Consider the following 24,542-nt stretch of genomic DNA (forward strand, 5'->3'; position numbering starts at 1 on the left):
GAGTCTAAAAAAGTCTAATAATCTAAGAAGTCTTAAAAAAGAAGTCTGAAAGTATTTTGATATACAATTGAATTCCTTCTTCTATTTCGTTTATAAATATAAATTCATCTGCTGAGTGTGACCGCAGGGTTTCTCCAGGTCCTAATTTCAAGGATTGACAGTTCAAAACCGATTGATCCGAAAGGGTAGGCGAGCCATAAGTGGTTCTTCCCAATGCAATTCCGGCTTGTACTAATTCGTGTGCAACAGGAATCGATGACGCATTCAAATGCATCGATCTCGGATTTATTTCAACAGTCAAATGTTTCTTTACGGTATTTAAAATTTCTTGATTACTGTAACAATCATTCACTCTGATATCGACAACCAAATGACATTCCGCAGGAACTACATTGTGCTGTTTTCCAGCAGATACTTGTGTTACGGTCATTTTTACAGGACCTAAAACCTCCGATATTTTTTCGAATTGATAGCTGTTAAACCATTCGATAACTGGTATCGCATTGTAAATAGGATTGTCCGGGTTGTTGTGCGCGGCGTGGCTTGCCGTGCCTTTTACGATGACATCAAGTACCAATAAACCTTTTTCGGCTACGGCCAATTGCATCAAAGTGGGTTCACCAACAATAGCACATTCCAGTTCAGGTAAATGTTTCAATACGCTGTTTAATCCATTTTTTCCGCTACTTTCTTCTTCGGCTGAAGCGACCATCACAATATTGTAAGGCAGATTTTCATTCGAATAAAAATGTACAAAAGTGGCTAAAAGGGAAACCAAACAACCTCCTGCATCATTGCTTCCCAGTCCAAATAATTTACCGTCTTTTACGATAGCTTCAAATGGATTGTTAGTATAGCCTTGGTTTGGTTTTACGGTATCGTGGTGTGAATTCAGTAAAAGCGTAGGTTTGGTGCTATCAAAATGTTTATTGAAGGCCCAAACATTATTATTTTCTCTTTCGAAAGGGATACTATTTTGTGTAAACCAATTTTCGATTAAAAGTGCTGTTTTATCTTCTTCACTTGAAAATGAAGGCGTTTCAATCAGTGCTTTTAATAGCGCAATGGCTTCTTCTGTAAGGATTTCTATACTCTTCATAGTGTAATTGTAGTGTACAATGCGGTTTTATCTTGCAACATCCTGTGATGACCAATTTTTATTTTTTGAACTCCTTTGGACAAACTATTGAAACAGTTGTCTAATTTAGGAATCATACCGGAATGTATTGCTTTTTCGGCTTTTAATTTGGAATATAATTCTTGGTTGATGTTCTCAATTACAGAAGAATTGTCTTCGGCATCATATAAAACGCCAGGTTTTTCGAAGCAATAATTCAAAGTGACATCAAAAACTTCCGATAAAGCTATCGCCAATTCACTTGCAATGGTATCCGCATTCGTGTTTAATAATTGTCCTTTTCCATCGTGTGTTATTGCGCAAAATACTGGAACGATACCAGTTGAAAGCAACGTTTCCAATAAGTTTGTATTCACTTTTTTGACATCGCCCACAAAACCATAATTGATTGTTGGGTGGTTTCTTTTATCTGACTGAATTAAATTTCCATCAGCACCAGAAAACCCCATCGCATTGGTGGAATTTGCTTGTAATTGGGAAACAATATTTTTGTTGATTTGACCTGCATAAATCATCACAACTACATCAAGCATAGCGGCATCGGTGATGCGTCTTCCATCAATCATTTGAGGAACTAAACCAATGCTTTCAGCCATTTTGGTAGCTGATTTTCCACCGCCATGAACAAGTACTTTATATCCTTCAATCTTAGAAAAATCAGATAAAAACTGTGCTAATTCCGTAGGGTTATCAATAATATTTCCTCCAATTTTTATTAACGTTACTGGTTTTTTATTTTCCATTTTCCAATATTTTTTGCAATACTAATTGTGCGGCATAGGTTCTGTTGTTAGCCTGTTCGATAACAATTGAATTTTCGCTGTCAATTACTTCATCAGTAACAATTACATTACGTCTTACAGGTAAACAGTGCATAAATTTAGCATTGTTTGTCAGTTTCATTTTATCGGCAGTTACGGTCCAATTTGGGTCAGAATTAGTAATCTGACCATACTCGTTATAATTGCTCCAGTTTTTGGCGTAAATAAAATCGGCATTTTCAAATGCTTTATCTTGGTCGTATTCAATCTTGGAATCTTTCGTGATTTCAGGATTCAATTCGTATCCTTCCGGATGCGTGATTACAAAATCAGCATCTTGCAATTGCATCATTTGCACAAAGGAGTTGGGAACAGCCTGAGGCAATGCTCTTGGATGTGGTGCCCAAGTCAAAACCACTTTTGGTTTGTGTTTCGTTTTGTGTTCTGCCATAGTAATGGCATCGGCTAGTGATTGTAATGGATGTCCTGTGGCACTTTCCATATTAACAATTGGCACAGTGGCATATTTTAAGAAACCCATAAGAACCGTTTCGGCATTGTCTTTTTCTTTGTCTACTAATCCTGCAAAAGCTCTGATGGCAATAATATCACAATATTGAGAAACAACTGCTGCCGCTTCTTTAATATGTTCCGAAGCACCAGAGTTCATGATGGCTCCATCTTCAAATTCAAGTGTCCAGCCCTCACTGGTAAAATTCATTACCATGACGTTCATTCCTAAATTCAAAGCTGCTTTTTGAGTACTCAAACGCGTTCTTAAACTGGAATTAAAAAACAACATTCCTAAGGTTTTGTTTTTACCCAGTTTTTTGTTTTTAAGTGGTTTTTTCTTGATTTTTAATGCTTCTTTCACCCATTTGTTGAGCGAATCTATGTTTTGTATGGAGATGTAGTTCATTGTCTTAATTTGTTTAATCGGTTATTTGTTTAATCGATTAACCGAATTAACGATTAACCGCATCAACATTTATAGAATTTTAGTAAATGGTATTTCGTTTTTTAAAGCTTTCAAAATAAAATTGTCTTCCAATCCATTGACAATCCAAGTTTCTATATTAGCGGCTTTGGCAATTGCCGATGCTTCTATTTTAGATTGCATTCCACCTGTTCCGTGCGAAGATTTAGAATCGCCAATCTCTTTTTCCAATACTTTTAAATCAGTTACCAAAGAAATGGTTTCAGGAACGGCATCATGGATGGATGATTTAGTGTAAATCCCGTTCGTATTAGTAGCAATGATCAGAATGTCAACATTTAATAAAACGGCGGTTAAAGCGGCTAATTTATCATTATCACCAAACTGAATCTCATCCGTTGCCACGGTATCATTTTCATTGATGATTGGAATATAATTGTTTTTGACCAACACATTGATTGTGTTTACAATATTTACTTTGGCTTGCTCTTTTTCGAAATCAGAATAAGAAAGCAAACATTGCGAAATTAATAGTCCTAAATCGCTGAAATTTTCATGATAAATCCGCATTAAATGAGGCTGGCCAATTGAAGCCAACGCTTGTTTTACAAAAACATCTTTGTCTTGACTTTCCAGTTTTACAAATTGTTTGGCAGCAGCAATCGCACCGGAACTTACAATTACAAATTCATAATCGTCTTTTAACGCTGCTATTTGCATACCAATATCCTCAATCTTCCCTCTCGAAATGTGATTGGTTTCTTTGGTTAAAGTATTGCTTCCTAACTTTAATAAAATTCTTTTTTTACCTGATTTGTCCATTTCCGTAAATATACCACTTATTAGTAACTAAATGTTGCAAACCAATTGGTCCACGTTGGTGTAATTTGTCCGTGCTTATCGCCAATTCTCCTCCTAAACCAAATTGTCCTCCATCAGTGAATCGAGTAGAGGCATTTTGATAAACGGCTGCAGTATCTACATTTTCCATGAATTCCTGGGCAATTGCATCATTTTTTGTAATTATCGAAGCGGAATGTCCGCCACAATATTTATTTATTTTGTTAATCGCTTCTTGATCCGAATTGGTTGTTCCAATAACAATTTTATAATCTAAAAACTCTTCGTACCAAATTAAATCCGATTCGATCTGAGGAACATCTGTTGCTTTGGAAATACTTTCATCTCCTAAAACGGTTACGTTTCTTTGTTGTAATTCCTCAACTATTTTGGTAGCAAAAGCTTCCCAATTTTCAAGATTTGTGTCAATTAAAACTTTATCTAAAGCATTGCAAACAGATATATTTGAGGTTTTTCCATTAATTATAATAGCAAGTGCTTTTTCTAAATCAGCATCCTTATTTACATAAACAAAATTATTTCCTCTACCACTTATAATTACCGGGCAGGTTGCGTGTTTTTTTACAAAAGCGATTAATTTTTCACCACCACGAGGAACGATTAAGTCTACTTTTTGTGTTGGTTTCTCTAAAAATGCCTGCGTTTCTTCGCGATTGTAATTCAAGTATTCTACCCATTCTGTCGCAACATTATTTGCTGTTAAAGCCTGATGCCACAATTCAACAATTTTTAAATTGGATAGTAAAGATTCTTTTCCGCCTTTTAATAAAATTTTATTTCCAGATTTAAAAGCGATTCCACCAGCTTCAACAGTAACATCAGGTCTGGACTCATAAATAATCATTATGGTTCCAAAAGCCGCTGTTTTATTGATGATTTTCATTCCGTTTTCATGGTCGAAATTAAAACGCTCCACACCAACAGGATCTTCTTGACTTGCTAATTGTTGCATGGATAAAATCATGCCGTCAATTTTGGTATCATCAACCAATAAACGTTTTTCCATGGCCAAGTCATCCCCAGAATAATTATTTAAATCCTGTTGATTTACAGTTTTAATATTGGCTCTTTCTTGTTCAAGAAGTTCGGCCATACGACTTAAAACTGAATTTCGTTTTTCTATTGGTAATAAATGGTTCATTGTTTTTGGTTAGTGGTTAATGGCAAAATAACAAAATTAATATTCAAACCATATAAGAAATATAAGTTCATTTAAGCTTGTTTGAACATTGATTTATATGTCCTTAATATTTCTTATATGGTTGAATTAATTTAAAATCAAACGAATTATAATTTTAATTCATCCAATGTTTCTTTTAAAGCTATAATAAAGGTATCAATGGCTTCCTTATTGATTGTCAATGGAGGAAGAATTCTTAATAAGTTTTTATTATTTGCATTTCCCGTAAAAATATGTTTGTCAATAATCATTTTTTTACGAAGTGTACTTACGTCAAAATCAAATTCTACACCTAGCATTAATCCTCTTCCTTTTACTTTGATCACTTCAGGGACTTGTTTGATTGCTTCTAAAAAATAGGCGTAAACGTCATTTACGTTATCCATTAATTTTTGGCTTTCAATCACATCTAAAACAGCAATTCCAGCAGCGCAAGCCAAATGGTTTCCACCAAAAGTAGTTCCCAATAATCCATAACTCGCTGTGAATTTTGGAGAAATCAAGATTCCGCCAATAGGAAATCCGTTACCCATTCCTTTAGCCAGACAAATAATATCTGCTTTGATGTCATGATGTTGGTGTGCAAAAAACTTTCCGCTTCTTCCGTATCCTGATTGCACTTCGTCCAAAATCAGAACGGCATCGTATGCTGCACATATTTTTTCTAATGCCTGAAAAAATTCAGTTGTTCCTTGGTCTAAACCGCCAACTCCTTGAATTCCTTCAATAATAACAGAAGAAACATCCCCTTTTTTCAGTTCGTTTTCTACCAACTCGATGTTATTCAATGGCAAAAAAGTAACGATTTGTTGTGCATTGATTGGTGCAACAATTTTTTTGTTATCTGTAACCGCAACTGCTGCTGAAGTTCTTCCGTGAAAGGAATTATCAAAAGCAATTACACGAGATTTTCCGTTGTGAAAAGAGGCTAATTTCAAAGCATTTTCATTGGCTTCAGCTCCAGAACTGCACAAGAATAAAGTATACTCTTCCAATCCGGAAAGTTTTCCTAATTTTTCTGCCAGTTCTACTTGTAATGGATTCTGAATCGCATTGGAATAAAAACCAATATTATCCAATTGATTTTTTAATTTGGCAACATAATCCGGTTGTGTGTGTCCAATGGAAATTACTCCATGACCACCATATAAATCTAAATATTCCACTCCTTTTTCATCTGTAATAGTGCAATCTAGTGCTTTTACAGGAGTGATGTTGTATAATGGGTAAACGTCAAATAAGTTCATTTTTTTTTAAAGTTTAATCGGTTAATGGGTTATTTGTTTAATCGATTAACCGAATTAACGATTAACCAAATAAACATCTAGAACCCGCTTGGTTTCAAATGCAATCCTGTGGTTTCATCCAATCCAAACATTAAATTCATGTTTTGTATGGCTTGTCCTGAGGCTCCTTTTGTTAAATTATCAATTACTGAAGTAATCAATAACCGGTTTCCTTTTTTCATTAAACTAATAATACATTTATTCGTTTGAACCACTTGCTTCATGTTGATTCCAGTGGTAGTAACAGTTACAAAAGGTTGGTCTTTATAAAATGCCTCGTATTTAGCCACTACATCTTCCAAACTTTCTTCGATTGTTGTGTATAATGTAGCGAAAATTCCTCTCGCAAAATCACCTCTGTTGGGTACAAAAATCAATTCGTTTGTATAATCCGCTTGCAATTGGTTTACACTTTGGTTTATTTCGCCCAAATGTTGGTGTTCAAAAGCTTTATAATGTGACATATTATTTGATCTCCAGCTAAAATGCGTTGTTTCCGAAGGTGAAACTCCAGCTCCTGTGCTTCCGGTTGTGGCATTGATATGAACATCAGTCATAAGCATTTCGTTTTTAGCCAATGGCAATAATGCCAATTGAATTGCTGTCGCAAAACAACCTGGATTAGCGATAAATTGAGCGTTTTTGATAACCGCTTTATTCAATTCAGGCAAACCGTAAACAAAAGATTTATTATCGAGCTCTTTGTCTTTTGTCAATCTGAAATCATTTCCTAAATCGATGATTTTGGTATGACTCGCAAATTGATTTTGCTCTAAAAATGATTTTGATTTACCATGACCCAAGCACAAGAAAACAACATTTACATTTGGATTTACAGTATCAGTAAAATTCATTTCGATATCGCCCATTAAATCATGATGCGCAACCGAAAGTGGTTTTCCAGCGTTTGTCGTGCTGTAAACAAAATCAAGTGTAGCATTGGGATGAAACATCAATATTCTGATAAGTTCCCCTGCAGTATAACCCGAACCGCCAATTATTCCAATATTAATCATGTGTTAGTTTATTTACAGATGAAAATATGTTTTGAGCATTTCCAAGAATTTTGATAAATCCTTTAGCGTCATCTGATGTCCAAGCGTTGTTCATTTCTCCATATTGTCCAAAACCGGTATTCATTAAATCATTTTCAGATTCAATTCCGTCCAATGTAAAGTGATATGGTTTTAGAGAAACGATAACGGTTCCATTTACAGTCGTTTGAGTGTCTTCTAGGAAAGCCTCGATGTTTCTCATTACAGGGTCCAAGAATTGTCCTTCATGAAACAACATTCCGTACCAGTTTCCTAGTTGTTCTTTCCAGTATTGTTGCCATTTACCCAGCGTATGTTTCTCTAATAAATGGTGTGCTTTGATGATGATTAAAGGTGCAGCGGCTTCAAAACCAACTCTCCCTTTAATTCCGATTATAGTGTCACCAACATGGATATCTCTACCAATTGCATATGCGCTGGCTAATTTTTCTAATGCAACGATGTTTTTTGTTGGGGTGTCCAATGTTCCGTTGATACCTACTAATTGTCCTTTTTCAAATTGTAGTGTCACTTTCTCTTCTCCAGTTTTTTGCAATTGCGAAGGATACGCTTCACTTGGTAAAGTTTGATTTGAGGTCAATGTTTCTTTACCACCTACGCTTGTTCCCCACAATCCTTTATTAATGGAATATTGTGCTTTTTCCCAAGAATAATGAACTCCGTTTTTAGATAAATAATCAACTTCTTCCTGTCTTGATAATTTCAAATCTCTAATAGGAGTGATGATTTCAATTTCGGGAGCAATGGTTTGGAAAATTAAATCAAAACGAATTTGGTCATTTCCTGCACCAGTACTTCCGTGAGCAATTGCTTCGGCACCAACAGATTTTGCGTATTTTATTGCTTCTATAGCTTGAAAAACACGTTCTGCACTTACTGATAATGGATAGGTATTATTTTTTAATACATTTCCATAAATCAAATATTTAATAGCTTTATCGTAATATTTATCAACGATGGTAAGATTTGCATGTTGCGCACTTCCTAATTCGTAGGCTCTTTCTTCAATAGCGGCTAGTTCAGCTTCATCAAATCCTCCTGTATTTATAAGAACGGTATGAACTTCATATCCTTTTTCGTTTTTTAAATATTTTAGGCAATATGAGGTATCTAATCCTCCGCTATAAGCTAATACAACTTTTTTCATGATATTATTTTTTTAAGAACAAGGCTTCTTTAATTGATTTTAATCTGTTTAACACTCTGACATTAAATGGATGTTTAGGCGGGTCTTTAGGCTTTTCTTTTGGGTCATAAAGCATTCCGGTACACAAGCACATTTTGTTGTCTTTACTTTTTAGAATTTCATAATTGGTACACGTTTGACATCCTTTCCAAAAACTTGGATCGCTGGTCAATTCTGAAAAAGGAACAGGTTTGTAACCCAAATCTGAATTAATTTTCATTACCGCCAAACCAGTTGTGATTCCAAATACTTTAGCCTCTGGATATTTTTCCAATGAATAGTCAAAAACAAATGACTTGATTTTTTTTGCTAAGCCTAAATTTCTGTAATCAGGATGTACAATCAAACCAGAATGTGCTACAAATTTCCCGTGTTGCCAACTTTCGATATAGCAAAAACCAGCAAATTTGCCATTGTCTAATGCAATGACAGCATCTTTGCTTTCCATCTTTTTTTGGATGTATTCAGGAGTTCTTTTAGCAATCCCAGTACCTCTTAATAAGGCGGACGATTCAATAGTATCGCATATTTCCTGCGAATACTTATAATGTTCTTCCTGAGTTACAATGATAGAAATGTTCATTTCAAGAGATTATTTTGAGTTAAAAAATGAGTTGGATTCAAGTTTTGAAAAACCAGCGTTATACCAATCAATTAAAATAGATGCATAAAAAGACATTAATCCTGAACATAGCGTTGTGTGGGCTAATGAACAAGAAAATATAGTTTTTTTAGGATATATTAATCCAATGGCTAACTGGGATAATTTCAAAACGGTATAAATGAGAAATGAATAAAAAACAAAAACAAAACACGTTGTGGGTACTATATTATAGCATCCGTACTTCGGGAGAAGCCGTAGGTCTGTTTGTCCGTGATATAGAAGTTATATGTACACTTATATTATTCATGGGTGCAAAAATACAATTATTTTGGAAACAGAACACTTATTTTGTTTTTTGTAACAAAATTTTAATACAATGTTTGTTTTCTCTAAATAAAAAACTCCCTGAGATAATTTATTTTCAGGGAGTCTTTATTTTTGTATTGATTTAACCAATTAATTTCGAAATCTATTGCGACTAATAATATCTTTTAACTTGGCTTTTAAATCTTCTCCAGTATCATAAATCATTTGTTCGCTGCTAGGAAAAGCGACAGCTCTTTTGTCAAAATAAGAGTAATAATTATCGTCAGAAGCGCGTCGGTCACCTTTATAGGTTGAATAGATGTTTTCGAAAGTAAACTCACTTGTCACAGGAAAGGACTGTAGGAGTTGATTGCTTCTTAGGTTTACATAATCCACTTTTGCGGTAATTTGACAGGATTTAAATTGTCTCGATTCATAAATACGGGCGTTTACGGTTCTAAGATTATCAACCATAACCACTTTTCCTTTTTCGTCTAAAACTTCTCTTCCGTTAGCATCAATCAGTTTTTTGAGACCATCTTTTATGATACGCTCTTTTACAAATTCTCTTTCTTTGATTTGCTCCGGTGAAATATAAATTTGACGAAAATTAATCATCATACCGTAATCGTAATCAATTCCTCTTTGTTTGTTACTGTGGTAAACGGTCCATTTATCATTTAATCCATAGGTACTAAAATCCAATAAATCATTTTGTAGGCGAACTGGAATAATCATGTTGGTTTCGTTTTTGGTGTAAACTGAAACATAATCAGAACCTTTGAATTTAGCTTCGTCCATGAGTTGCAAAACATTTTTGTAATTTGGATTTATCTGATTCAAATAGTCCAAATCATCATACCCCTTGCGGAAATTCATCTTGTCTGAAGTGAGCATTAACTTTTTTGCATTAGCATATAAATAAGCTGACAAGGCATTTTTGCTGTCAATAATTTGGTCATTATAGTTATCGAAAGGAAAAATTGCATTCCTGCCTTCTTTAATTAATTTTAGAGGAAGTATCGGTTTGATTTTTTCCTGACGGTTATTCAATTGTATATATGTGGTGTATATTTTTTCCAATTGCGCCGGATTTGCATCTTTTGTCAATAAATTTATCGTGTTCAAGTCACGCTCTTTGGCTTTGGCGAAAGCCTCTTCCAGTAAATAGACATAATCCTGCTTGCCTTTTTTGTCTTTATTGGATTGTAAATTTGAAATGGCATTGTCAATTGCTGGATCGTAATTTCCGGAGCTTAATAAGTTTTGAGTTTGCTTTACGCCACAAGACGAAACAAGAATAAATAGGGATAATAAAAGAGTAATTTTTTTCATAAGCAAAAAAGTAAGTAGTTGTTTATTTGAAGCTGTAATCCTATTTTAAATCAAATTTCAAAAATAATGCCACAAAAAAACCTAACAAAAATAGAATAAATGTTAGGTTTTTGAAAAGTATATTTTTAATTTTTTATTTTCTTACGAATGGTGGAAGCAGCTTACTGGAAACTTCACCAAAACCAATTCGAACTTGTCCATTTTGGCAAAATCCTTTCATGATTACAGTATCATTATCATTGATGAATTTACGTTCTGTCCCGTCATTCATTTTTATAGGATTTTTTCCTCCCCAAGTTAATTCTAGCATGGAACCAAAACTATCTTCAGTTGGTCCTGAGATTGTTCCTGATCCCATCATGTCACCCGAATTTACGCGACAACCATTAGAGGTATGATGCGCTAGCTGTTGGCACATTGACCAGTATAAATATTTAAAATTAGAATGAGAAACAACTGTTTTTTCGGCATTTTCAGGTTGAATTGCGACTTCTAAATTGATATCGAACGAATGTTTTCCTTTTTGTTGTAAATAAGGTAGCGGAGTAGGTTCTTGTTTTGGACCTTTAGTTCTAAACGGTTCCAACGCATCCATAGTTACAATCCAAGGGGAGATTGAAGTGGCAAAGTTTTTTGCCAAGAATGGCCCTAGTGGTACATATTCCCATTTTTGAATATCACGGGCACTCCAGTCATTCAATAAAACCATTCCGAAAATATAATCTTCGGCTTCATTTATAGGAATATTTTCTCCCATAATATTGACATCGGTTGTTATAAAAGCAGTTTCCAGTTCAAAATCGACGGAACGGGAAGGGCCAAAAACAGGAGTATTTTCGCCATTTGGCAATGTTTGTCCCATTGGTCTGTGTATTGGAATTCCTGAAGGAACAATAGTAGAGCTTCTTCCATGATACCCTACAGGGATGTGAAGCCAGTTTGGTAATAACGCATTTTCTGGGTCGCGAAACATTTTTCCTACATTGGTTGCATGTTCTTTACTGGAATAGAAGTCTGTATAATCACCTATTAGTACCGGTAATTGCATTTCTACATCTTCCATTTTGAAGATGACAATATCTCTGTCTTTTGTATTATCTCTTAATTTTGGATTTTTTTCGTCAAAAATTTCGGCGATACGATTTCGAACCAATCGCCATGTTTTTTTTCCATCCGAAATAAAATCATTCAAAGTGTCTTGCATGAACATATCATCCGTCAGCTCAATACCTTCGAAATAATTTAATTGCTGTAAAGCTCCCAAATCAATTGCGAAATCTCCAATTCTTGTCCCTACAGTCACTATGTTCTCTTTAGTAAGAAAAACACCAAAAGGAATGTTTTGAATGGGAAAATCGCTGCTTGTAGCTACTTCTAACCATGATTTTCTTTTAGTATTGTTGGCTGTTATAGGCATATTGATGTTAATTATTTTGTTGAAAATTACTCATCAAATATATTATAATCTAACTATTAACCAAACGTTTTTTTGTATTTTTGCAACATATTAACGAAAATCAAAGAAATGCAACGCGACGAACAAATTTTTGACCTTATTCTAGAAGAACAAGAAAGACAAATACACGGATTAGAACTTATCGCTTCGGAAAACTTCGTAAGTGACGAAGTAATGGAAGCAGCTGGTTCTGTTTTAACCAATAAATATGCAGAAGGATATCCTGGCAAAAGATACTACGGCGGTTGCGAAGTAGTTGATGTTATTGAGCAAATTGCTATTGACAGAGCCAAAGAATTATTTGGTGCTGCTTATGCAAATGTGCAGCCACACTCTGGTTCACAGGCAAATACAGCGGTTTATCACGCTTGTATCAAACCAGGAGATAAAATTTTAGGTTTTGATTTGTCACATGGTGGACATTTGACTCACGGTTCTCCTGTAAACTTTTCTGGACGTTTATACACCCCTTCTTTCTATGGTGTAGATAAGGAAACTGGAAGATTAGATTACGATAAAATTCAAGAAATTGCAACAAAAGAACAACCAAAATTAATTATTGCAGGAGCTTCGGCTTATTCTCGTGATATGGATTTTGAGCGTTTCAGAGTAATTGCTGATAGTGTTGGTGCTATTTTATTGGCTGATATTTCTCATCCTGCAGGTCTTATTGCAAAAGGTTTGATGAACGATCCATTGCCTCATTGTCATATAGTAACAACTACGACACACAAAACATTACGTGGTCCTCGTGGCGGTTTAATTTTAATGGGTAAAGATTTCGAAAATCCATTTGGTTTAACTACTCCAAAAGGAGAAATCAGAATGATGTCTTCACTATTAGACTTAGCTGTTTTTCCTGGAAATCAAGGTGGTCCGTTAATGCACATTATTGCTGCTAAAGCGGTAGCATTTGGTGAAGCATTGAATGATGAATTTTTTACTTATGCTTTGCAATTGCAAAAAAATGCTAACGCAATGGCGGATGCTTTTGTAAAAAGAGGATATGAAATCATTTCAGGAGGTACAGATAACCACATGATGTTGATTGATTTAAGAAACAAAAATATTTCTGGAAAAGATGCTGAAAATGCATTGGTAAAAGCAGAAATTACGGTAAATAAAAACATGGTTCCATTTGATGATAAATCACCATTTGTAACTTCAGGAATTCGTGTAGGAACTGCAGCAATTACCACTCGTGGTTTGCTTGAAGAAGATATGGAAACAATTGTTGCTCTAATTGATAGAGTGCTAGTGGATCATACTAACGAAGATGTTATCGAAGCGGTAGCTGCTGAAGTAAACGAAATGATGAGCGAAAGAGCTATTTTCGTATACTAATTTTTTTTAGTTTAAAGTTTAAAGGTTTAAAGTTTAAAGTTTTGTGTTTCGAAAAGGTATCACAAAATTTTGAACTTTAAACTTTTTCATTTTTAATGGAACTTTAAACCTTATTTTTTTTCAAACTTTAAACAAATTTTGTAATGTCTGTACTAAGATTAAAATTGCCAACCGATCCGAGATGGGTGAATATTGTAGAGAAAAACATTGAGGAAATCTTGACGGATCATGCTTGGTGCGAACAAAAAGCAGCTACAAATGCCATAACAATTATCACTAATAACTCGGAACACCAAGATTTAGTGAAGGATTTATTGGCTTTGGCCAAAGAAGAAATCGACCATTTTGAGCAAGTGCACAACTTCATTATTAAGCGTGGCTTGAAATTGGGACGCGAACGCAAAGATGATTATGTGAACGAATTGTATTTGTACATGAAAAAAAGCGGTGATGGGAGCAGAGTTTCAGGTTTAGTGGAACGGTTATTGTTTTCAGCGATGATAGAAGCTAGAAGTTGTGAACGTTTCAAAGTACTTTCAGAAAACATCCAAGACGAAGAATTAGCTGTTTTTTACAGAGATTTAATGGAAAGTGAAGCGGGTCATTACACCACTTTTATAACCTATGCAAGGAAATATGGAGTAGGAATTGATGTTGAAAAACGTTGGAGAGAATGGCTGGAATTTGAAGAAAATATTATAACAAATTACGGAAAAAGTGAAACGATTCACGGATAATTTTAATTATGATTTTTTTAAGAATGAATGTAATTTATTCAAGAGTATTAATAATCAGCTTTTTATATTTTTTACATTTTAAAGAAAGCAATGTTTTACATTTAAAGTAAATTATTTGTTATGGATTAATAATTTTTGATTTACTTTTAGCGTTTAATTTTAACTTTAACAATTGTTATTGCTATGAAGCTCAATTTTAATTATGATGGAAATATTGCCTGCAGGGCGATATTGCAAGATCAATTAGAAAATTTAGATATTAAATATCAACTGTTGGATTTAGGACAAATTGAAATTAGTGACGATGTTTCAGAAGATAGCTTTACGGCACTTCAAGATAGTTTAAAGAAGTATGCTATTCATATTATAGATAACCCAAAAGGGCAATTAATTCAAAAGATTAAAGATGCAATAATTGAAATTGTCTATGAAAAGGATAAATTTCCTAACATAACAATTTCTCAGTATCTATCGGATAAATTGAACTTTAGATATGGATATATCACGAATGTTTTTTCAGAATATACACATACGTCAATTGAGAATTTTATTATTATCCAAAAGATTGAAAGAGCAAAGAAATTAATAATTGAAGAGAAGCTGACATTAACTGAGATTTCTCATGAACTGAATTATAGCAGTGTCGCTTATTTATCAACTCAATTTAAAAAAGTAACAGGATTAACGCCTTCCATGTTTAAAAGAATTGTTGGTAAAAGAAGAGAGTTAGCTAATAATGAATAATAAAAAACACAAAATAACCCCCGATATTTTATGATTTCACACCAAGATTCAATGCATATTCTTTTAGCTGACGATGACGAAGATGATCGTACATTTTTTAGTGAAGCTATACAGGAGCTTAAAATGAATAATAAGTTGACTCTATTTAAAGATGGTAAGGATCTAATGGATTATTTAGTACATCCTGATATTAGGTTGCCCCATGTTTTATTTCTTGATTTAAATATGCCAGGAAAAACCGGTATAGATTGTCTGAAAGAAATAAGAGCAAATATTCGTTTTAAAGATGTTTCGATTGCCATATATTCTACTTCTTCATCAGAAAAAGATATTGAGGATACGTTTATAGAGGGCGCTAACATTTATATCAAAAAACCAAACGATTTTTCAATGTTGAAAAAAGTAATTAAGGAAGTGGTAAATATGAATTGGCAATTTCATACATCAGGCTTAAATATAGAAACTTTTTTCTTCAGCATATAAAAAGGGAAAATGAAAATTCTAGGACTATATAAAAACGCTCAAGTGTTTAAAATAGCTTTAGCTATTGCAATTGTTGTGGTTTGCTATATAGCCTCAATGTTTTATTCCCAAATGAAAAATCTTGACTCAACGGTTGAGTTAATTGCAAATTCAAATGAAACTCAACTTGAATTAGAAAAACTTTTATCAGTAATCAGTAATTACGAAACGAGTTTGCGAAGTTATATTATAACAAAAGATGAATCATATATAGCAAACCGTTTTTTGAGCAGAGGTAAAATTGAAGAAAACTTAGAGAATTTAAAAAGGTTGACTTCGAAGAATCCTGCCAGAAATAAGGATATTGACCGACTTAAAAAAATCATTGATTATAGATTTAAGCTGTTCCGACAAACGCTAATTATTGCTAAAAGTAAAAATTCAGGGCCATTATATCTGAATGCTAAGCTACTTGAAAGTAGTGAGGTTACTGAAATGATGAAATCTTTTGTCACTAAAATAATATTTTCAGAAAGTGCAAAAACAAAATTTCAAAATGACAGTCATCAATTTGAATTGCGGGACTCCATTATAACAGCCTTTTTATTAGTCATCCTTTCTCTTTTAATATTACTGTTATCATTCAATAAAATGAATGTAGATATTGATGAACTCAAAAAAGCAAATGATAAATTAAAACTGCTTAACGAGTCGTACAATACTGCTGAAATGACTGCTGGTTTTGGACATTGGATGGTTAATCTAGAAACGAATACTTATACTTTTTCAGATAATTTGTTCCGCCTAATGGGGGTTGAACCCAATGCTTTTGAGCCCAATATAAAAAATACAATTAAATATATTCATCCTGATGATTTAGATTATGTAACAAAAGTGCATAAAGATTCTTTGATTAATCACCAGTCTACTTCGATGGTATTTAGATTTTTAACTCCAAATGAGGAGGTGAAATATATTTTGGGCGTAGGAAGTTTTACTAATGATGGAAATGGAAATTTAATTAAAATAGGTGTGAATTGTGATATTACAAACCAGTACAAAAAAACACTTGAATTAGAGGAAAATAATAAAGAGCTTAAATATATCAATAAAGAACTCGAAGCTTTCAATAATATAGTGAGTCATGATTTGCAGGAACCGCTTCGTAAGATTCAAATGTTTATTTCCAGATTAGAAGAAAAAGAGTTGGATTTGCTAACCCAGCAAGGAAAAGAATATTTTTCTAAAATTCGTGTTGCGGCCAATAGAATGCAGACCTTATTAATAGATTTAGTCGATTATTCCAGAACAATAAAAGGAGATAAGGTTTTTGTAGAAACAGATTTAAACAAACTGGTAGATGAAACGCTTCAAGATTTATCCTCTACTATTGAAGAGAAAAAAGCTATTATTCAAACGGGAAATTTACCAACAATCAAAGTAATACCGTTTCAGATAAAACAGCTTTTTATAAACTTAATTTCTAATTCTCTTAAATATAGTAAAGACGATGTACCGCCTCAAATAAGTATCGTTTCTAAAGAAATTACTGAAAAAGAAGTACTAGATTATAAAATAACGAATGCAGCGGATTATTATAAAATTGTCGTAGAAGATAACGGAATTGGTTTCAAACAAGAGTATGCCGAAAAAATATTTCTTTTATTCAAACGTTTAGAAACGGATCCTAAATACTCAGGAACTGGGCTTGGTCTGGCGATTTGTAATAGAATTGTAGAGAACCACAAAGGTTTCATAAAAGTAAAAGGAGAACCTGGAGTAGGGGCTAAATTCTATGTGTTTATTCCTAAAGGGGATTTGCTTTAATTTCAATAAATAAATTACAATGATTACAATAAAAGAAGCTTCAATAGCAGACTTAAATACAATTCAAGAGATTGCTTATAAATCTTGGCCCGATACTTATGGCGAAATACTTTCGCAGGAGCAAATCGATTTTATGCTTAATTTATGGTATACGTCAGAAGTTTTGATTGATAACTTGACTAATAAAGGACATTTCTTTTTATTGGCTTTTGATGGAGCTGTCTGCCTTGGATTTGCTTCATACGAACACAATTACTTAGATAAAAATGTAACACGTTTGCACAAAATCTATTTACTTCCTGAGGCACAGGGTAAAGGAGCAGGGAAATTATTGATTGATACCATCGAAAATTTGGCAAAAGAAAATCATTCCGTTGCGATTTCCTTAAATGTAAATAAATTTAATAAAGCATTTACCTTTTATCAAAAAATAGGTTTTGAAATTGTAGATGAGTATGATACCGAAATTGGCAATGGCTATTTGATGGAAGATTATATTATGCAAAAAGACTTGTAATTTATTGCTGGATTTTCTCTTACAAAAAACACTTTTTTATTGCATAATTAAGTACCTGTGATTTAATATTAAAATGTATATTATCGTACATTTGATAGAAAGAATTTATAGTAACTTATAATGTTAAATAAAAATTAAATGAGTTATAAATCAATATCATTATTTTATTTATTGCTTTTTGCCATTCTATCCTGTTCAAAAAAAGAGAATCAAGAAACAAAATCCACTTTGGGGGATGTAACGGAAAGTGTTTATGCTTCAGGCGTTATTAAAGCTGATGGTCAATATACCGTTTTTTCTACAGTTAACGGAACCTTGCAAAAAGTAAATGTAGTTGCGGGTCAATCCATAATTAAAGGGCAATCATTATTTGAACTGGAAAGTGATAAAGCGGAATTGAATACTGAAAATGCTCAATTAGCGTATCAATTAAGCCAGCAAAGTAGCCGTTATATTCATGATAAAATTTCCGAAATGGAAATGAAAGTCGAGTCTGCCAAAGATAAATTAACCTTAGACGAATCAATTTATAACAGGAACAAGAACATTAAAAATCAAGGTGGAATTTCAGAAGTTGATTTTGAAAGAGTAGCATTAACTTTTAAAAGTTCTAAAATCAATTATGAATCTGCCAAAAAACAATTGGGCCAACTCAAAGCACAATTAGAAAACGACCAAAATCGCAATCGCATTAATCTTAAAATCAATCAAAAATCACAAAGCGATTTTAGTGTTAAAAGTGCTTTTTCAGGGGAATTATTTGATGTGTTGGTGAAAGAAGGAAGTTTGATTACTCCACAAACTCCTTTGGCAATCATAGGTAAAGCAGATTCTTTTTTATTGGAATTAGAAGTAGATGAAAATGACATGGTAAACGTTACGCTGGGGCAAAAAGTACTGGTAACGATGGACAGTTATAAAGGTCAGGTTTTTGAAGCAGTAGTCGACAAAATTTATCCTATCATGGATGAGCGTTCCCGTACTTTTAAAATCGAAGCTCATTTTGTAAAACCGCCTGATAAATTATATCCTAACCTTACTGCTGAAGCGAACATTATCATTCAGATTAAGAAAAATACAATCACGATTCCTAAGTCTTATTTAATTCAAAATAAATATGTTTTGGTGAATAAAGATGAAAAACGAGAAGTAAAAATAGGTTTGAGTGATTATCAGAAAGTAGAGATTCTAGAAGGATTAAAAGCTGAAGAAACAATTTATATGCCTAAGTAATGAACTTCAAATTAATTTTAAATATTGCGCTACATTTGCTTCGAGCCAGACTAAAACAAACTATTGTTGCGGCCGTTGGAGTAACCTTTGGTATTGCCATGTTTATTTCTTTGGTTAGTTTTATGCATGGTTTAAATGATTTATTGGATGGATTAATGCTCAATAGAACTCCTCATGTTCTTTTGTATAACGAAATTAAACCTTCTGAAAATCAACCTGTTTCATTAGTTGGTGATTATAAAAAAAACGTCAATTTTATTCATTCTATAAAACCAAAAGATAGAGGGAAATCTATTTACAATGGTAAAACGATTATTAAAGTTTTAAAAGAAGATGCACGCATTATTGATGTTGCGCCAAAGGTAAAAACTGCTGTTTTTTTTAATTCTGGAACCATTGAAATTTCCGGAATCGTTAATGGTATTGATGTTTTACCAGAAGAGAAATTATTTAAAATCAGCGATTATATCATAGAAGGAAAAGTGGCTGATTTGCTTCAGAATAACAGTATTATCATAGGAAAAGGATTGGCAGATAAAATGTTACTTTCTAAAGGAGATGTTATTAAAATTACTACTCCTAAAGGGAATTTGGCCTCTTTAAAAATCGTTGGAATCTCTGAAATTGGTATTGCTGAAATTGATAATACGATGAGTTATACTTCATTGGCCACAGCCCAAAAAATCTTAGGTGAATCCACAAATTATATTACTGATATACAAATTAAACTTTTTGATATGGCTTCGGCTCCTGCTGTTGCAAAAGAGTTTAGGGATAAATTCAACTTGGATACTATCGATTACCAAACAGCAAATTCACAGTTTGAAACCGGAAGTACAATACGGAGTATTATTTCCTATGCAGTAGGAGTAGTGTTGCTTATTGTGGCTGGTTTTGGGATCTATAATATCCTAAATATGATGATTTATGAAAAAATGGATAGTATAGCGATTCTAAAAGCAACTGGTTTTTCAGGGAATGATGTCAAATGGATTTTTGTTTCACTTTCTATTATTATTGGACTTGCCGGGGGATTATTTGGATTGTTATTTGGCTATATTTTCTCCTCCATTATAGATGTAATTCCATTTGAAACGGCTTCGTTGCCTACAATAAAGACCTATCCCATAAATTACAATCCCTTATTCTATGTTATCGGAATTACTTTCGCATTATTTACCACTACAATAGCAGGACTTTTCCCTGCTTTGAAAGCCAGTAAAGTTGATCCAGTAGAAATAATCAGAGGAAAATAACGATGGAGAACAATAAAGTTTTAGAGGCTGTTGGTCTGAGCAAATATTTTTATGACCCTGTTAAATTTCAGGTCTTAAAAGAAATTAACATGAGTATTAATCATGGTGAGTTTGTTTCAATCGTGGGAAAATCGGGTTGCGGAAAATCGACCTTGTTGTATTTGCTTTCTACAATGGATACGGATTATGACGGTAAAATATTTATTCATAACGAACTTGTTACTGGAAAGACCGACAAAGAACTGGCGTTAATACGGAATGAGAAGATAGGTTTTGTATTTCAGTTTCATTATTTGCTTGCGGAATATAATGTCTTGAAAAATGTCATGCTTCCGGGAATGAAATTGGGTAAATATTCTAATCAGGAACTCGAGCATCGAGCGATGAAACATTTGAAAACATTGGATATGGAAGACCAAGCTTTGAAAATGCCAAATCAATTAAGCGGAGGGCAAAAACAACGTGTGGCTATAGCCAGGGCTTTGATAAATGATCCACTGATTATTATGGGTGATGAGCCTACAGGAAATTTAGACAAGAAAAATAGCGACTTGGTTTTTGATATTTTTAATAAATTGACCCAAGAACAAAATCAGACTTTATTGGTTGTTACCCACGATACTGATTTTGCTGAACGGACGAATCGAATCATTACCATGGAAGATGGGAAAGTGATTTCGTAACGGTTTATTTAACTATAATTTCGTGTTTGTAAAGCAATCCTTTTAGACCTTCTAAAGAGAAAATAGCTTTCTTTAATTTTGTCTTGGTTGGATCAATAGTGTAGTTGTAGCTTGTTTTAAAATTCGCTTTATTGGCAATTGCTTTTGCAAATTCAGAACGGTATAAATCGCAATTTTCAAAAACGACTTCGGTCAAATCAGTAGCCATAAAATCTACTGCAATTAAACTACAATTGGTAAAGGATGTTCCTTTAATTTTTAAGGTATAAAACTTGGAGAAATCTAAAACACAATCATTAAAAGTAATTTCGAAAATTAATTTGTCGCACATGGCAAAATTGACTTCTTTGATTTCACAACGATTGAAAGTCACGGTTCTAAAGGCGACATAATTTATTCTAGCATTGCTAAAAGTACAATCATTGAAAGTGCAGTCAATAAAAGTTACTGCCAGAAATATACATTGGGAGAAATTACAATTTGTAAAAGTACAACACTCAAATTCCTTAAAATTGACTTCTTCTTCGCTATAAATGATGTTGTTGTATTCAATATCTAGAAAATATTCTGGCATTTACGGGTTTTAAATTCAAGTTTAAGGCGATGATTTTGCGCAACAAAGAAACAAAATTCTATAGCTATACAATTCAGAATTTGGAATAATTATTTTTTAAATTTTAAACTCTGTCCAAATCTGCTTTCCAATTAATGATGGCTTTTTTAATTGCTGTTCCCGAAAGATTTTCATTCAACGTTCTTTCGATAAGCATAGGAAGTTCTTCATCTGGTGCAAATCGTAGGGCAAATAATTGGTCATCATTTAATTGGTGTTCAAAATCCTCCAATCTTTTACCTGTAATAGAAAAATAGCGGTACCGAAGCTCTAATCGTACAATTCGGTTTTGCAAAGTCAATGCGTAATGTTGGCGCAACATGAAAGCCAGACAAAACAGAACAACAAAAATAGCACTGATAAAAGTCCAAATCAATTTGTCTTCGGTGGTGCAACTAAAATACACGCTGAAGGCCAAAAATGTCATTATAATGGGATAATAAACAAAATGATGGGGTGGGTAATACCGAATATGATTTTTATAAGATTGTGGTTCCATGATTTTCTTTTAAAGTTTTTAAAGATAGTCAAAACAACTTATTTGGAAGGGAGTAGAAGCAACATTGTAACCCATTTAGGATAATTTTTCGAACTGTTTTTAGATGATTTAAAACTCTTAGCCTACTGTTTTCAGAAATAAAGCTGTCAAAAATTCAGCAGTATTTTTTCTGTTTTTATTTATTTGAACTTGTGTACTCATTATCTGTTACCGCTTCTAACCAAACAGGCGTACCGTTTTGAGTATTTGTAATAGCTACTTGAACAAATGCTGCGTCAATACTTGCACCATGCCAATGCACAATGTTAGGCAGACATTTAATTACATCCCCTTTTCGAAGTACTTTTATAGGTTGCCCTTTTTCCTGATAATATCCAACTCCATCGGTTACCAACAAAATTTGTCCGCCCGGATGCAGATGCCATTTTGTTCTTGCTCCAGGTTCAAAGGTTACATTTCCTACTGAGGTTGGATTAAGACTATCAGCAGCTATCAGTATTTGTAAATAAGCCGTACCTGTAAAATTATCATTGGTAATTTTTTCTCCTTTGGGGAAAAGGATTGATTTTTGTGATGCTTTCTCTGTTGAAAGTGTTGCTTTTTTTTGTGCTTTGCAAGAAAAAGCAAACACTCCCATAAGAAATATTCCTGCCATGTTTTTAAGTTTCATCATTTTAAACGTTAAAGATTAGTTTGATAAAAATTCACCAATTTATTTACCGCTTGCAATACGTATTCGGGTTTCCAATAGGTTTCTATATGAGTAGCTCCATTGATAAGAAATAGTTCCTTATTTTTTGCATTGGTAGCTTTGCTAAAAGCATCGTCCGTCATATAATAGCTGTCAGCTTTACTTCCTGCAATCATTAATAATGGCTGGTTTATCAAGTCCATATTACTACTGGCATCAAACGTCATTAAATCCATAAGACTGCTCTTAGTGTATTTAAATGTGGAATTTGTATGAGCATGTGTTTTGCCGTAATACTCAAATCCTTCACGATATAAATCAAACGGTAGTGCTGCTATTTGTTTATCAGTGAGTTGCGTATCTCCCACATACATTATTTTACCGCCTGTAGCTTCTTGGGCACGAGCATCAGAAGCTTCTTTTAATCGTTCTTGGATAGTAGAAATTTGTGAATTCATAAACCCATTACGCCGTACTACACCGGAATTGAACATACTTAGTGTGGCAATTGCCTTAAATCGTTTATCTGATTGGGCCACCTTTAAAGAATAACCACCGCCGCCACAAATTCCGAGTAATCCAAGTCTTGAAATATCGACCCCTTTATATTGAGTAATAAAGTCAGCCATTGCGTATATATCTTCAATTCGGTTTGCCGGTTTATCTACATTACGAGGTTCTCCGCCGCTACCGCCTTGATAGGCTGCATCTGCAGTAATGGTAATATAACCTTTTTCTGCTAATCGTTGTGCATATAACCCTGCCACTTGTTCTTTTACACCACCATTAGGATGAGCAATAACTAATGTAGGATATTTTTTTGATGAGTCAAAGTTAGCAGGTGTGTAAATATTAGCAACTATTGTAATCTCTTTAATTTTATAGTTGACGGGATGAATGTTTACTTTTTCCTTTACATTTTCTGTAATAGCTCCCTCATATACTAAGGTATATGGATTTTGCTTTCGTTCTATTTGAGTAGTTTGTGCACTAGACATCTGTACAGTTATTATTGAAATTATTAATATGATTATTGATGCTATTTTTTTCATTTCTTTTATTTTAAAATTATTGAGCCTATCTGTTTTTCAACACTTCGTTTACAACTTCTTTTGCAGCTTTAGTTTTCTTTTTACCTATGATTGGTTTTATTACGTCTATAAATTCTTTCAACTGTTCAGGCGATATACCTACATTGAGAGAAATTGACAAATGCCCCTTTAGCATTGGTTCAGCATTACCAATCGTACTGATAACAGAAATCGTAACTAATTCTCTTTGAGTGTAGGTTAAAATATCTCTTTCAAAAATAGCTGCAAATAAGTGTTCTTTTAAAAAGGTATCTATTACCGGTGCAAAAGCGGAATATCCTGTAAGCGTATCCGATTGTGGCGTTTTGGTAAGTTGTTCCAAAATATTTTTACCTCTTTCGTATTTATTACCCTCTTCTTTGATGGGAGAAGCTTCTTTGCCAGGTTCATCGATAATACCTTTTGCTTTTCGTTCGTTAAGCACTTCCATAAAAATTTGCAATCCTCTGATACTCCTTGGAAAACCGCAATAGGCATAGGTATGGACCAATACTTCTTTTACTTCATTCACGGTAAGTCCAGCTTCAAGACCTATGTTTAACGCTAATTTTAGTTTGACTAAATCACCTTTTGCTGTAAGTGATGCAATAGTTATAATGCTTTTTTCCTTTGCACTTAAATTGCTGTCTATAATGGTCATCTGATTTGCTTTAGCGTAATTAGGAAACAAAGCAGTGCTTACTATAATCACTATAAAATTGAAAATTTTAAAACCCTTCATATTTATTTTTTTACTGTTC

The 24,542-nt window shown here is 33.4% G+C and carries 25 protein-coding genes; 9 read left to right on the forward strand and 16 right to left on the reverse strand.

The features are described from left to right. Window positions 1-22: 22 nt before the first annotated feature. The 11 genes from OA85_RS14995 to fahA form a co-directional block, all read right to left on the reverse strand. Entirely contained in the window at window positions 23-1,099 is a 1,077-nt protein-coding gene (locus OA85_RS14995; RefSeq protein WP_039110638.1) for a M20 family metallo-hydrolase, read from the reverse strand. After that, complete coding sequence (argB, locus tag OA85_RS15000; protein ID WP_039110639.1) at window positions 1,096-1,881, reverse strand: acetylglutamate kinase; 786 nt, start codon at window positions 1,879-1,881, stop codon at window positions 1,096-1,098. Before argB ends, OA85_RS14995 begins: the two co-directional genes overlap by 4 nt. Continuing rightward, window positions 1,871-2,818: an N-acetylornithine carbamoyltransferase gene (locus OA85_RS15005; protein WP_039110640.1), complete on the reverse strand. Its 948-nt coding sequence runs from the start codon at window positions 2,816-2,818 to the stop codon at window positions 1,871-1,873. The genes argB and OA85_RS15005 overlap by 11 nt, the downstream gene beginning before the upstream one ends. A gap of 69 nt (window positions 2,819-2,887) precedes the next feature. Then, entirely contained in the window at window positions 2,888-3,658 is a 771-nt protein-coding gene (proB, locus tag OA85_RS15010; RefSeq protein ID WP_039110641.1) for a glutamate 5-kinase, read from the reverse strand. Beyond that, window positions 3,642-4,838, reverse strand: a complete 1,197-nt coding sequence (locus OA85_RS15015) for a glutamate-5-semialdehyde dehydrogenase (protein WP_039110642.1) — start codon at window positions 4,836-4,838, stop codon at window positions 3,642-3,644. The genes proB and OA85_RS15015 overlap by 17 nt, the downstream gene beginning before the upstream one ends. 146 nt (window positions 4,839-4,984) lie before the next feature. Next, entirely contained in the window at window positions 4,985-6,124 is a 1,140-nt protein-coding gene (locus tag OA85_RS15020) for an aspartate aminotransferase family protein (protein WP_039110643.1), read from the reverse strand. 77 nt (window positions 6,125-6,201) lie between these two features. Beyond that, complete coding sequence (argC, locus tag OA85_RS15025) at window positions 6,202-7,179, reverse strand: N-acetyl-gamma-glutamyl-phosphate reductase (protein ID WP_039110644.1); 978 nt, start codon at window positions 7,177-7,179, stop codon at window positions 6,202-6,204. Continuing rightward, window positions 7,172-8,365, reverse strand: a complete 1,194-nt coding sequence (locus OA85_RS15030) for an argininosuccinate synthase (protein WP_039110645.1) — start codon at window positions 8,363-8,365, stop codon at window positions 7,172-7,174. Before OA85_RS15030 ends, argC begins: the two co-directional genes overlap by 8 nt. Before the next feature lie 4 nt (window positions 8,366-8,369). Beyond that, a complete protein-coding gene (locus OA85_RS15035; protein WP_039110646.1) occupies window positions 8,370-8,987 on the reverse strand; it encodes a GNAT family N-acetyltransferase in 618 nt (205 codons plus the stop codon). Between the two features lie 477 nt (window positions 8,988-9,464). Continuing rightward, entirely contained in the window at window positions 9,465-10,649 is a 1,185-nt protein-coding gene (locus tag OA85_RS15045; RefSeq protein ID WP_039110648.1) for a hypothetical protein, read from the reverse strand. A 133-nt stretch (window positions 10,650-10,782) separates the two neighbouring features. Continuing rightward, window positions 10,783-12,066: a fumarylacetoacetase gene (gene fahA, locus OA85_RS15050; RefSeq protein ID WP_039110649.1), complete on the reverse strand. Its 1,284-nt coding sequence runs from the start codon at window positions 12,064-12,066 to the stop codon at window positions 10,783-10,785. 108 nt (window positions 12,067-12,174) lie between these two features. Between fahA and glyA the strand changes: the two genes are divergently transcribed. The 9 genes from glyA (at window position 12,175) to OA85_RS15095 (ending at window position 20,908) form a co-directional block, all read left to right on the forward strand. After that, the gene (gene glyA / locus OA85_RS15055) at window positions 12,175-13,449 is read left to right on the forward strand and encodes a serine hydroxymethyltransferase (RefSeq protein WP_039110650.1); all 1,275 of its coding nucleotides are present in this window, start codon (window positions 12,175-12,177) and stop codon (window positions 13,447-13,449) included. A 143-nt stretch (window positions 13,450-13,592) separates the two neighbouring features. Next, window positions 13,593-14,186, forward strand: a complete 594-nt coding sequence (locus OA85_RS15060) for a tRNA-(ms[2]io[6]A)-hydroxylase (protein ID WP_039110651.1) — start codon at window positions 13,593-13,595, stop codon at window positions 14,184-14,186. Window positions 14,187-14,369: 183 nt separating this feature from the next. Beyond that, window positions 14,370-14,930 (forward strand): AraC family transcriptional regulator, encoded by a 561-nt coding sequence (locus OA85_RS15065; protein WP_039110652.1) that lies wholly within the window; start codon window positions 14,370-14,372, stop codon window positions 14,928-14,930. Between the two features lie 30 nt (window positions 14,931-14,960). Next, complete coding sequence (locus OA85_RS15070) at window positions 14,961-15,413, forward strand: response regulator (protein WP_231557114.1); 453 nt, start codon at window positions 14,961-14,963, stop codon at window positions 15,411-15,413. A 9-nt stretch (window positions 15,414-15,422) separates the two neighbouring features. Further along, a complete protein-coding gene (locus OA85_RS17105) occupies window positions 15,423-17,219 on the forward strand; it encodes an ATP-binding protein (protein ID WP_052257280.1) in 1,797 nt (598 codons plus the stop codon). 19 nt (window positions 17,220-17,238) lie between these two features. After that, window positions 17,239-17,736 (forward strand): GNAT family N-acetyltransferase, encoded by a 498-nt coding sequence (locus OA85_RS15080; protein WP_039110654.1) that lies wholly within the window; start codon window positions 17,239-17,241, stop codon window positions 17,734-17,736. A 138-nt stretch (window positions 17,737-17,874) separates the two neighbouring features. Beyond that, window positions 17,875-18,969, forward strand: coding sequence for an efflux RND transporter periplasmic adaptor subunit (locus OA85_RS15085; protein WP_039110655.1), 1,095 nt, complete (start codon window positions 17,875-17,877; stop codon window positions 18,967-18,969). Further along, window positions 18,969-20,225: an FtsX-like permease family protein gene (locus OA85_RS15090; protein ID WP_039110656.1), complete on the forward strand. Its 1,257-nt coding sequence runs from the start codon at window positions 18,969-18,971 to the stop codon at window positions 20,223-20,225. The genes OA85_RS15085 and OA85_RS15090 overlap by 1 nt, the downstream gene beginning before the upstream one ends. A 2-nt stretch (window positions 20,226-20,227) precedes the next feature. After that, complete coding sequence (locus OA85_RS15095) at window positions 20,228-20,908, forward strand: ABC transporter ATP-binding protein (RefSeq protein WP_039110657.1); 681 nt, start codon at window positions 20,228-20,230, stop codon at window positions 20,906-20,908. Window positions 20,909-20,912: 4 nt separating this feature from the next. Here OA85_RS15095 and OA85_RS15100 read toward each other — a convergent pair whose 3' ends face one another. The 5 genes from OA85_RS15100 to OA85_RS15120 all read right to left on the reverse strand — a co-directional run bounded on the left by OA85_RS15100 (window position 20,913) and on the right by OA85_RS15120 (window position 24,523). Further along, window positions 20,913-21,482 carry a pentapeptide repeat-containing protein gene (locus OA85_RS15100; RefSeq protein WP_039110658.1) on the reverse strand — a complete coding sequence of 190 codons (570 nt, stop codon included), beginning with the start codon at window positions 21,480-21,482 and terminating at the stop codon, window positions 20,913-20,915. A gap of 103 nt (window positions 21,483-21,585) precedes the next feature. After that, window positions 21,586-22,020, reverse strand: a complete 435-nt coding sequence (locus OA85_RS15105) for a DUF6526 family protein (protein WP_039110659.1) — start codon at window positions 22,018-22,020, stop codon at window positions 21,586-21,588. Between the two features lie 175 nt (window positions 22,021-22,195). After that, on the reverse strand, window positions 22,196-22,693 hold the full coding sequence (locus OA85_RS15110) for a cupin domain-containing protein (protein WP_231557115.1): 498 nt from the start codon (window positions 22,691-22,693) through the stop codon (window positions 22,196-22,198). An 8-nt stretch (window positions 22,694-22,701) separates the two neighbouring features. Further along, window positions 22,702-23,763: an alpha/beta hydrolase gene (locus OA85_RS15115; RefSeq protein ID WP_039110660.1), complete on the reverse strand. Its 1,062-nt coding sequence runs from the start codon at window positions 23,761-23,763 to the stop codon at window positions 22,702-22,704. 25 nt (window positions 23,764-23,788) lie between these two features. Continuing rightward, window positions 23,789-24,523 (reverse strand): carboxymuconolactone decarboxylase family protein, encoded by a 735-nt coding sequence (locus tag OA85_RS15120; RefSeq protein ID WP_039110711.1) that lies wholly within the window; start codon window positions 24,521-24,523, stop codon window positions 23,789-23,791. Between the last annotated feature and the right edge of the window lie 19 nt (window positions 24,524-24,542).

This window comes from Flavobacterium sp. AED, assembly GCF_000812945.1.
Lineage (GTDB): Bacteria > Bacteroidota > Bacteroidia > Flavobacteriales > Flavobacteriaceae > Flavobacterium.

Coding starts and splice junctions, on each gene's coding strand:
- OA85_RS14995 (WP_039110638.1), bottom strand. CDS start 1,099: ATGAAGAGTATAGAAATCCTTACAGAAGAAGCCATTGCGCTATTAAAA.
- argB (WP_039110639.1), bottom strand. CDS start 1,881: ATGGAAAATAAAAAACCAGTAACGTTAATAAAAATTGGAGGAAATATT.
- OA85_RS15005 (WP_039110640.1), bottom strand. CDS start 2,818: ATGAACTACATCTCCATACAAAACATAGATTCGCTCAACAAATGGGTG.
- proB (WP_039110641.1), bottom strand. CDS start 3,658: ATGGACAAATCAGGTAAAAAAAGAATTTTATTAAAGTTAGGAAGCAAT.
- OA85_RS15015 (WP_039110642.1), bottom strand. CDS start 4,838: ATGAACCATTTATTACCAATAGAAAAACGAAATTCAGTTTTAAGTCGT.
- OA85_RS15020 (WP_039110643.1), bottom strand. CDS start 6,124: ATGAACTTATTTGACGTTTACCCATTATACAACATCACTCCTGTAAAA.
- argC (WP_039110644.1), bottom strand. CDS start 7,179: ATGATTAATATTGGAATAATTGGCGGTTCGGGTTATACTGCAGGGGAA.
- OA85_RS15030 (WP_039110645.1), bottom strand. CDS start 8,365: ATGAAAAAAGTTGTATTAGCTTATAGCGGAGGATTAGATACCTCATAT.
- OA85_RS15035 (WP_039110646.1), bottom strand. CDS start 8,987: ATGAACATTTCTATCATTGTAACTCAGGAAGAACATTATAAGTATTCG.
- OA85_RS15045 (WP_039110648.1), bottom strand. CDS start 10,649: ATGAAAAAAATTACTCTTTTATTATCCCTATTTATTCTTGTTTCGTCT.
- fahA (WP_039110649.1), bottom strand. CDS start 12,066: ATGCCTATAACAGCCAACAATACTAAAAGAAAATCATGGTTAGAAGTA.
- glyA (WP_039110650.1), top strand. CDS start 12,175: ATGCAACGCGACGAACAAATTTTTGACCTTATTCTAGAAGAACAAGAA.
- OA85_RS15060 (WP_039110651.1), top strand. CDS start 13,593: ATGTCTGTACTAAGATTAAAATTGCCAACCGATCCGAGATGGGTGAAT.
- OA85_RS15065 (WP_039110652.1), top strand. CDS start 14,370: ATGAAGCTCAATTTTAATTATGATGGAAATATTGCCTGCAGGGCGATA.
- OA85_RS15070 (WP_231557114.1), top strand. CDS start 14,961: ATGATTTCACACCAAGATTCAATGCATATTCTTTTAGCTGACGATGAC.
- OA85_RS17105 (WP_052257280.1), top strand. CDS start 15,423: ATGAAAATTCTAGGACTATATAAAAACGCTCAAGTGTTTAAAATAGCT.
- OA85_RS15080 (WP_039110654.1), top strand. CDS start 17,239: ATGATTACAATAAAAGAAGCTTCAATAGCAGACTTAAATACAATTCAA.
- OA85_RS15085 (WP_039110655.1), top strand. CDS start 17,875: ATGAGTTATAAATCAATATCATTATTTTATTTATTGCTTTTTGCCATT.
- OA85_RS15090 (WP_039110656.1), top strand. CDS start 18,969: ATGAACTTCAAATTAATTTTAAATATTGCGCTACATTTGCTTCGAGCC.
- OA85_RS15095 (WP_039110657.1), top strand. CDS start 20,228: ATGGAGAACAATAAAGTTTTAGAGGCTGTTGGTCTGAGCAAATATTTT.
- OA85_RS15100 (WP_039110658.1), bottom strand. CDS start 21,482: ATGCCAGAATATTTTCTAGATATTGAATACAACAACATCATTTATAGC.
- OA85_RS15105 (WP_039110659.1), bottom strand. CDS start 22,020: ATGGAACCACAATCTTATAAAAATCATATTCGGTATTACCCACCCCAT.
- OA85_RS15110 (WP_231557115.1), bottom strand. CDS start 22,693: ATGATGAAACTTAAAAACATGGCAGGAATATTTCTTATGGGAGTGTTT.
- OA85_RS15115 (WP_039110660.1), bottom strand. CDS start 23,763: ATGAAAAAAATAGCATCAATAATCATATTAATAATTTCAATAATAACT.
- OA85_RS15120 (WP_039110711.1), bottom strand. CDS start 24,523: ATGAAGGGTTTTAAAATTTTCAATTTTATAGTGATTATAGTAAGCACT.